Raw genomic sequence first — 9,063 nt, forward strand, 5'->3', positions numbered from 1 at the left:
ATAGCTTAACACATGTCGACTTTATGATTGGTTCTAGCGATATGGATATAGTTGGTATAACTCATGAAGGAAACGAAGTTCAAATTTTCAAAGATGGAAATTGGGCATTTTAAATAGAAAAAAGACTGAAAGTAAATACTTTCAGTCTTTTTAATGTTGACGACAAAATTTCATTTATATGAATTAACCTATTTCAGATTAATCTATAGCTTTATTATATTATACATAATTTCTTCAATATAGTAAATTTTTATTTAATATATTTTACTTCTGTCCAGTGTATTTTGTCCATATATTCTTTAACTAATTCATGAGACATTTCTGGATGTATTGTTTCTTCTGTAGATATAGTTATTGTTGACATAGTTATCGCATATTTAACAGTATCTACTATGCTTATATTATTCATATATCCATTAGCTATACCTGCAACAAAAGAATCTCCTGCACCTGTAACATTAACTACTGATACATCGTTAGCTTTTAGCTTACCTTCTTCTATACCATTATTATAGTATATCCCATCTTCATCTAGTGTGATAAATACATTTTCTATTCCTAAATCTACAAAGTATTTACCTGCTTTTCTTAAATCTTCATCATTTTTAATTTTGAATCCACACATTATTTCAGCTTCATATCTGTTTGGCTTTATAGTATGGAAATATTTGATTAAGTGTTTAATATTTTTTGCTTTAGCAGCTGATACTGGATCTAGTATAAATTTAGTATTTCCACTAAATGTTTTTATTATATATTCAACTATATCAGGTCTATCTGAATCTAGTATCATATATTCTGCATCTTTTATTATTTCTGCTTTTGAATCTATAAAATCTGTAGTAAACATATCTATTATTTTCATATCAACTACAGCAGATACCATTTCACCTTGCTCATCTAAAATAGCCATATAAGTAGGAGTATGTCCTCCTTTAACTACTAAAGATTCACTCATATCATAATTCATTAATTTAGAATGTTCCATCATTCTATTTCCAGTTTCATCATCACCTAGAATAGATATAAACTTCGTGTTAACACCAACTCTTGCCATACACTCAGCGATATTTCTGCAAACGCCACCAAAAGAAGTCTTTACTTTACCAGGATTAGAATCATTGCATCTATAATTTCTATCTGTAAAACCACAAATATCAAAAACTGATACTCCAAAAACTAATGCATAAGGCTGTCTATTTTCAGTCATCGTTGTCTACCCTCCCTAAGAATCACCTTCCTATTTTATCACATTCTTATTAGTTTTTTCTATATATTTTGAACATTAATATAATTTATATATACTTTTTGCATAAAAAAATAGAGTAAATATTTTTTCTATATATTTTGAACATTAATATAATTTATATATACTTTTTGCATAAAAAAATAGAGTAAATACCCTATTTTTTTGAATTAAAGTTTAATTTTGCTATTTCAACTGCAGATTTTGCATCTTTTGAATAATAATCTGCTCCTATATTTTTAGCATATTCTTCAGTAAGGACAGCTCCCCCTACAAATACTTTTGTATTTAACCCTTCTTTTCTTAATGCATCTATAGTTTCCTTCATACTATGAACTGTTGTTGTCATTAATGCACTTAATCCTACTAGTTTTATATTATTTTTCTTAGAATGATTTACTACTTTTTCTATAGGTACATCTTTACCTAAGTCTATAATTTCGTATCCATAATTTTCTAACATTATTTTTACTATATTTTTACCTATATCATGAATATCACCTTTTACCGTTGCTAATATTATTTTTCCTTTTGATACTACATTTGTATTTTGTCTAAATAAATTTTCCTTTATAGTATTTAAAGAAATTTTTACGGTTTCTGCGCATTGAATTAGTTGAGGTAAGAAAATTTCTCCACTATCATATTTTTGCCCAACTCTATCTAGTGATGGTATTAATATTTTATCTAAAACATAATTTTCATCATGATTTTGTAAAAGTTCTAATGTTGTATCCTTAGCATTATCTTTTAATCCATGTTCAACAATATATTCTAATGACAATTCATTATTATTTATGTAAGTGGTTTGAAGAACTTGTTTGCTTTTATATTCACTATAATTTTCTATGTATTTAATACATCCTTTATCTATATTATTTATAACTTTAAATGCATTTATAGTTTCCATTACTCCTTCTTCATTAGGATTTATTATCGGTAAGTCTAATCCAGCATATAAAGCTAAGTTTAGATATGTATTATTTAAAGCTTTTCTATTCGGAACTCCAAAAGATATATTCGATACTCCCAGTATAGTTTTTACGCCTAATTTTTCCTTTACCATCTTTATACACTTTAAAGTTTCTAATGCCTCTTCTTGTTGAGCTGAAACTGTTAATGAAAGACAATCTATAAATATATCTTCTCTTTTAATACCATAAGATAAAGCTCTATATACTATTTTTTCTGCAATTTTAAATCTACCCTCTGCCGTACTTGGTATTCCACTTTCATCTAAAGTAAGTCCTACTACACCTGCTCCATATTTTTTTACTATAGGAAATACTTTATTCATAGATTCTTCTTTTCCATTTACAGAATTAGCTATAGTTTTTCCATTATAATATCTTAGACCTTGTTCTAAAGCATCTAAATTTGAGGAGTCAATTTGTAAAGGAATATCTATTACCGATTGAATTTCCTTTATAACCTTTTTCATCATTTTCTTTTCATCTATATCTGGTAAACCTACATTAACGTTTAATATATCAGCTCCACCCTCTATTTGCTCTAACCCTAAATTTATTATATAATCAAAATCTTCATTTATTATTGCTTCCTTTAACAGCTTTCTTCCTGTAGGATTTAATCTCTCACCTATAACAGTTGGTTCATTAATTTTTATAAACTTTGCTGGTGAGCATATTATAGAACTAGATTCTTTTTCTACTTCTATCTTTTTTAAGTTTGATATATTGTCTGATATTTTCTTTATAAATTCTGGATTTGTACCACAGCATCCACCTATTATAGATGCACCTAAATTTACAAATTGTTTAATTCCTAGAAAAAATTCTTCTTTATTCACATTATATATTGCTTGACCCTCAACTATTTCTGGAAGCCCTGCATTTGCTTGAACTATTATAGGAGCAGTAGCTAATTTTGCAATTTTTTGTACTATAGGTACTAACTGTTTTGGACCTAATGAACAGTTTACCCCTATAGCATCTACTCCTAAGCCTTCTATAGTTGCTACCATACTTTCTGGCATACACCCAGTAAAACTTCTTCCATTTTCATCAAATGTCATTGTAAAAAATACAGGTAAGTTTGTATTTTCTTTTGCTGCTAAAACTGCTGCTTTCGCTTCATATAAATCCATCATAGTTTCTATAATAATTAAATCCGCACCTGATTTTTCACCTTGTATAACTTGCCTTTTAAATATTTCATAAGCTTTATCAAAACTCAAAGTTCCAATAGGTTTTAACATTTCTCCTATAGGACCTACATCTAAAGCTATAAATCTAGGCTTAGATTTATCAGATTTTTCTATAGCTTTTTTAGCTATATTTACAGCACTATCTATAATGTCTTCAACAGTATATCCTAATTTTTCTAATTTAAGTTCATTTGCCCCAAATGTATTAGTAGTTATCACATTTGAGCCTGCATCTAAATATAAACTATGTATCTCCATAAGTTTATCTGGATTTTTAAATCCAAATACTTCTGGATTTTCTCCTATTTTTAATCCTCTTTGTTGAAGCATAGTTCCCATTGCACCATCAAATAAAAGTATATTATTCTTAATATACTTTTTTACATCCATAGATTTCATCCCCTTTTTTATATTTACAATTATTATAATTCGAACATTCTAAACATGATTTTTTATTATCTATATTTTCAATTTCTGAAATCCCTACTATTGCTATTACTGACTTTCTAGGTATCATAATTTTATCTTTGGTTATAGTTAAACCAATTTTCGTTTGCGCCTTTAACAAGTTTATAATATCCTCATTTATGTTTATAGACAAATCACCATATCCTGGACTGTACCTGCTAGTTATATATTTTTCTTGTTCACTTAATTCAAGTTTTATATTGTTTTGTAATATATCGCAAAACTCTTCTATTGCTGATGTAGCACATGCATCTATTATTATACTTTTTGTTAAATTTGAATATGAGTTAATTTTAATTTGTTTTTCAATATCAACTCCTAAAGTAGCTGCTAACACAATACACTTATTACTGTTATTTAGTAATTCATATAAATCTTTACTTTCTATTAATATATCGCTATCTTTAAATCTTATTTGGTAACTATCATTTATTTTTTCCCTTAATATAGAATAAACCCCCAAAGTATATCGAGGGTTTATTTTTTCCTTAGTAATTTTTATACATTCATCTATTATAGAATCTAAGGTCTCATCTATTTTTTGACCTTTATATTCTAAATATCTTAAAACTTCACTTTTATCAATTTCTATTGATTTCGAAATTTTTATATCCAATTTATTCTCCATATATATTAAGAGAAAATCCTTTTTCTAAAGCTTGTTTTGTATATTCTTTAGCTCCAAACAAAGACAAATCCTTATAATTTCCACATTCTACAGATGTAGCTGCTGGTATTTCAGTAGCTTCAAGAACCATTTGTAATGCTTTTTCTAATCCTATTTTAACAGTTTGTGGTTCAACTTCACCCCACATAATTAAGTAAAATCCTGTTCTACATCCCATTGGAGATAAATCTATTATGCCATCTAAAGTTTCTCTTAAATATGTAGCTAATAAATGCTCTAATCCATGTATTGCAGCTGTTCCAAAACTTTCTTTATTTGGTTGTAAAAATCTTAAATCAAATTTAGTAACTTTATCTCCCTTTGAGCCATCAAGCTCACAGCACTTTCTTATATAAGGAGCTTTTACTTTTGTATGATCTAGTTTAAAACTTTCTACCTCTTGCATTACACTAACCTCCATGATTTGTTCTATTTTTTTATAATAAATTAAATTATAATTATATATGTAACTATAAATGATTTTATGTTTCATGTTTCACGTTTAACCATAAGCATATATAATTTAAATTTCATAGAAACTTTTATACTTAATTCTATTTATTTTCATTGTTTCCTTTAAATAAGTTTGTTATAATATTTTGAGCTATTTTAACTTACATTTTAAATGGAGGACATAATATGACTATGCAAAAACTTCTTAGTAAAGCTCGTAAAGCAATACAAGATTTTGATATGATACAAGAAAATGATAAGGTAGCTGTAGGACTTTCTGGTGGAAAAGATAGTTTAACATTACTTCATATACTTAAAAACTATCAAAGATTTTCACCTCAGAAATTTGAGCTTATTGCTATAACATTAAATCCTGGTGGAGTTGATAATTCACCTTTATACAAACTTTGTAAGGATTTAGATATAGAGTTTCACGAAGTACAAACAAATATAAAAGAAATAGTTTTTGATATAAGAAAAGAAAAAAATCCATGCTCATTATGTGCTAACTTAAGAAGAGGTGCCTTAAATGATACTGCTAAAAAGTTAGGATGTACTAAGGTTGCGCTTGGACACCACAAAGATGATGCAATAGAAACATTTATAATGTCTTTATTCTATGAGGGAAGAGTAAATTGTTTCTCACCAAAAACATATCTAGATAAGCAAGGTATAACTGTAATAAGACCTATGGTTTATATTGAAGAATATATGACAAAAAAAGCTACTAAAGAATTTAATTATCCTGTTATAGAAAATCCATGTCCAGCTAATGGTAGCACAAAAAGACAAGATGTTAAGGAGCTTTTAGCTCAATTAAATAATACCATGCCTGGTGTTAAGAAAAATATATTTGGTGCTTTAAATAATAGTGAAAAGCTATTTATATGGGATAAGGATAAAATTAGTTAATTTTATCCTTATTTTTATGTGAAAATTTATTTTATAATATTTTAATTCTAWATCCCAGATTATAGATTTTTCTTATCTATCCTCTAGGATTTATTTTTTATGCAATACTCTCTTCTTCAGATTGAGATTCCATTTTTTTAGATTTTATTTTATCTATTTTAGCTATAACTGTATCTACTATCAATCCATTTGCTATAACAGCTAATAATGAGTATATACCTTTATCTAGCCCAAATGTTAATCCGCCACATACTACAACAAATAAATCTACTATTAATAAAGATATCCCTATATTAAAATTAGTATACTTATTTAATATTTTAGCAAGTATATCTGTTCCACCTGTAGAAGCATTTATAGCAAATGCTATACCTAATCCTGTTGCTATTATTAAAGTACCAGCTATTATTGCTAAAAGCATGTTAGTAGTTAATGCATAAGAATGAAGTACTTTTTCCATGAAGTCCATAACAAAAGACAACATAAAGCTAGCATATATAGTCTTAAATCCAAAATCTCCACCTATTAATATAAATGATATAGCAAATAGTATTATGTTACCTATTAATATTATAGTTCCTACTGATAATGATGGAACATAATGGCTAATTACTAATGCCATCCCGCTTAATCCACCACCTGCTATTTCATTTGGTGCATAAAAATATTGTATTCCGAATGCCACTAATATAACACCTAAAGTTAGTAATGTGTATTCTTTTACTATTGTAGCAAAATTATTCTTCATATTCGTATCTCTCCATATAATAATTATTTTTAAATTTGCTTAATTATTATATTACTTTTTCTACATTAAAACAATTCATTTATGAACATTTGTTAAATTTTAGGATTATTTGTCCACTTTTATATCTAAATGTTCTATTCTATATCCAATTTCTTTATTGGCTAATCTATAGCTTTCTTCTATCATTTCTTTTTCACTTTTATTGGTTCCTAGTATATAATCTATTGTCATTTGATTTCTATCTTCAAAGTATTTTTCTAAAAGGCTTTTTTCTATATCTGTTTGATAAGCAATAGAGTAGTCATCTAATATATGTTTTACATTAAATCCATTTTTCACTAAAGCTCGTCCTACTAATATACTTCTATGACATCTAATAGGGTCTTGCATTGCCCCTAAAAGAGCTATTCTATATCCCTTTTCACAACCATTTTTTAAGCGTTCAATTCCATTTTTAAAATCATCTTCATATATAACTTTTTCAAAATCTGAATACCCTTCTTTGTTATAGGATTCTTTATTATCTCTTTTTGCTGCAAATTCTTTAGCCATATAAATATATACAAAACCTTCTTTTATTAAGGTATTTCTTATTGTTTCTTTATTGTATTGCACATTATATTTTGAATATGGAGTTCCTCTAATATCTACAACACAGTTTATATTATAGTATCTTAGCATGTCTATTAACTTTTCTACATTATAATTTGAATGTCCTATAGTAAATATCTCCATATAAATTCTCCTTAATTTTATAAATTTTATATTAATATTATACCTTATGCGCTATTATATAAACTAAAAAACCGTACCTTTAAAGGTACGGTTTTTTAGTTTATATAATATTAAATTATGCTTTCTTAACAACTGAAGACTTTAACTTCATTGCTCCAAAACCATCTATTTTACATTCTATATCATGTCCATCAGCAGCATCTGGAACTAAACGTATATTTTTTACTTTTGTTCCTATTTTTATAGATGATGATGCACCCTTAACTTTAAGATCTTTAACTACTGTTACAGAATCTCCATCATTTAATACATTTCCATTTACGTCTTTTATAACATTTTCTTCTTCGTTATTTGCTTCTGGAGACCAYTCGTAAGCACATTCTGGACAAACTAAAAGGCTTCCATCTTCATAAGTATATTCTGAATTACATTTTGGGCAATTTGGTAAATTTTCCATTATTGATTTCCTCCATTAAATGTTGTTATTCCCTTTTGGTGGGAGTTCTTATAGTTCTATATAATATCATATTCTTATAATAATGACAAACTTTGAAATTATATATCTTAATTATGTCCAATCTAGTATTTTATTAATTATCTAGCTTAAAGGTATAATTTTATAATAAAAGAAAGGTCATAGACCTTTCTTTTTTAATTACTTGATTTTATATCTAACCATGCATTATCATATATTTTCTTTATGTCCTTTGGGAAGTCAACATATATTTCACATCTATCCATTATTTCTTTTGGCATATATGCATTTGGATTATTCCTTACACTCTCTGGTTGTTCTAATCTAGCTTCTTTATTTGGAGTTGTATATCCTATTTCATCTGCTATTCTTAGTGCACTTTTCTTATCACTTACAAAGTTTATAAACTTTTCAGCTCCTTCAACATTTTTAGCATTCGAARATATACATAAACTATCAATCCAGAAGTTAGCACCTTCTTTAGGAACTACATAAACTAAATTAGGATTTTCTTCTTGAAGATTTAATCCTTCTCCAGACCATATCATATTTATATCAGATTCTCCTGCTGGAATCATTGTTGTTCCGTTATCTACACCATATATAGGATCTACAGTTTTTCTTTGTTCTATTAATAATTGCTTAGCTTCTTCAATCTGATTTATATCAGTTGAATTTAGTGAATAACCTAATTTCTTTAAAGCTACTCCTATTGTATCTCTATAAGTATCAAACATAAATATCTTATCTTTATATTTTTCATCCCATAATATATCCCAACTATCTACTGCTTCTTTTACTACATCTTTATTATAAATAAGACCTACAGTTCCAAACATATAAGGTACTGAGTATTTATTACCTGGGTCTATTTCTAGATTTAAATATTCTTCATCCATTTGAGATATATTTGGTATATTATCTTTATTTAATTCTTGAACAAGATTTTGTTTAATCATTCTAGGCATTAAAGCATCAGATACTAAAACTACATCATACTTTACTCCACCGCTTTTAACCTTTTGATACATATTTTCCATATCATCAAAAGTCTCTATATTAACTTTTATTCCATATCGCTCTTCAAATTCTTTAATTGTTTCTTCATCTATATTTTCTCCATAGTTAAAGAAATTTATCTCTTCAGATGTTTTTTTGCTACATCCTATGCATAGAGTACTTATCATTAAAA

General features: G+C 27.0%; 10 protein-coding genes. 2 read left to right on the forward strand and 8 right to left on the reverse strand.

Translation table 11 applies throughout. From position 1 onward, the window contains the following. A partial coding sequence (locus G3997_RS12030; RefSeq protein ID WP_296649517.1) for an aminopeptidase occupies window positions 1-113 on the forward strand: 113 nt, incomplete at its 5' end. Between the two features lie 137 nt (window positions 114-250). Here the strand turns inward: G3997_RS12030 and G3997_RS10290 are convergent. From G3997_RS10290 to G3997_RS10305, 4 genes are all read right to left on the reverse strand, one after another. Then, window positions 251-1,210: a carbohydrate kinase family protein gene (locus G3997_RS10290; RefSeq protein WP_296645645.1), complete on the reverse strand. Its 960-nt coding sequence runs from the start codon at window positions 1,208-1,210 to the stop codon at window positions 251-253. A 193-nt stretch (window positions 1,211-1,403) separates the two neighbouring features. Next, the gene (locus G3997_RS10295) at window positions 1,404-3,803 is read right to left on the reverse strand and encodes a homocysteine S-methyltransferase family protein (RefSeq protein ID WP_296645647.1); all 2,400 of its coding nucleotides are present in this window, start codon (window positions 3,801-3,803) and stop codon (window positions 1,404-1,406) included. After that, window positions 3,781-4,497 carry a vitamin B12 dependent-methionine synthase activation domain-containing protein gene (locus tag G3997_RS10300; protein ID WP_296645649.1) on the reverse strand — a complete coding sequence of 239 codons (717 nt, stop codon included), beginning with the start codon at window positions 4,495-4,497 and terminating at the stop codon, window positions 3,781-3,783. The genes G3997_RS10295 and G3997_RS10300 overlap by 23 nt, the downstream gene beginning before the upstream one ends. A gap of 1 nt (window position 4,498) precedes the next feature. Continuing rightward, a complete protein-coding gene (locus G3997_RS10305) occupies window positions 4,499-4,954 on the reverse strand; it encodes an S-ribosylhomocysteine lyase (RefSeq protein WP_296645650.1) in 456 nt (151 codons plus the stop codon). Between the two features lie 233 nt (window positions 4,955-5,187). On the opposite strand from G3997_RS10305, the gene G3997_RS10310 reads away from it, so the two are divergent. After that, on the forward strand, window positions 5,188-5,913 hold the full coding sequence (locus G3997_RS10310; RefSeq protein WP_330616138.1) for a tRNA 2-thiocytidine biosynthesis TtcA family protein: 726 nt from the start codon (window positions 5,188-5,190) through the stop codon (window positions 5,911-5,913). A 97-nt stretch (window positions 5,914-6,010) separates the two neighbouring features. Here G3997_RS10310 and G3997_RS10315 read toward each other — a convergent pair whose 3' ends face one another. The 4 genes from G3997_RS10315 to G3997_RS10330 form a co-directional block, all read right to left on the reverse strand. Further along, window positions 6,011-6,661, reverse strand: a complete 651-nt coding sequence (locus G3997_RS10315) for a YitT family protein (protein WP_296645652.1) — start codon at window positions 6,659-6,661, stop codon at window positions 6,011-6,013. A 105-nt stretch (window positions 6,662-6,766) separates the two neighbouring features. Next, window positions 6,767-7,396: a DUF488 domain-containing protein gene (locus G3997_RS10320; protein WP_296645654.1), complete on the reverse strand. Its 630-nt coding sequence runs from the start codon at window positions 7,394-7,396 to the stop codon at window positions 6,767-6,769. Between the two features lie 115 nt (window positions 7,397-7,511). Continuing rightward, complete coding sequence (locus G3997_RS10325) at window positions 7,512-7,853, reverse strand: zinc ribbon domain-containing protein YjdM (RefSeq protein ID WP_296645656.1); 342 nt, start codon at window positions 7,851-7,853, stop codon at window positions 7,512-7,514. Window positions 7,854-8,047: 194 nt separating this feature from the next. Then, on the reverse strand, window positions 8,048-9,058 hold the full coding sequence (locus G3997_RS10330; RefSeq protein ID WP_442971287.1) for an ABC transporter substrate-binding protein: 1,011 nt from the start codon (window positions 9,056-9,058) through the stop codon (window positions 8,048-8,050). Window positions 9,059-9,063 lie beyond the last annotated feature (5 nt).

The organism is Romboutsia sp. 13368 (assembly GCF_018336475.1).
Taxonomy (GTDB): domain Bacteria; phylum Bacillota; class Clostridia; order Peptostreptococcales; family Peptostreptococcaceae; genus Romboutsia.

What these genes read in the sequence shown, in the direction of transcription:
- G3997_RS10290 (WP_296645645.1), bottom strand. Translation starts at nt 1,210, where the DNA reads ATGACTGAAAATAGACAGCCTTATGCATTAGTTTTTGGAGTATCAGTT.
- G3997_RS10320 (WP_296645654.1), bottom strand. Translation starts at nt 7,396, where the DNA reads ATGGAGATATTTACTATAGGACATTCAAATTATAATGTAGAAAAGTTA.
- G3997_RS10295 (WP_296645647.1), bottom strand. Translation starts at nt 3,803, where the DNA reads ATGGATGTAAAAAAGTATATTAAGAATAATATACTTTTATTTGATGGT.
- G3997_RS10305 (WP_296645650.1), bottom strand. Translation starts at nt 4,954, where the DNA reads ATGCAAGAGGTAGAAAGTTTTAAACTAGATCATACAAAAGTAAAAGCT.
- G3997_RS10310 (WP_330616138.1), top strand. Translation starts at nt 5,188, where the DNA reads ATGACTATGCAAAAACTTCTTAGTAAAGCTCGTAAAGCAATACAAGAT.
- G3997_RS10315 (WP_296645652.1), bottom strand. Translation starts at nt 6,661, where the DNA reads ATGAAGAATAATTTTGCTACAATAGTAAAAGAATACACATTACTAACT.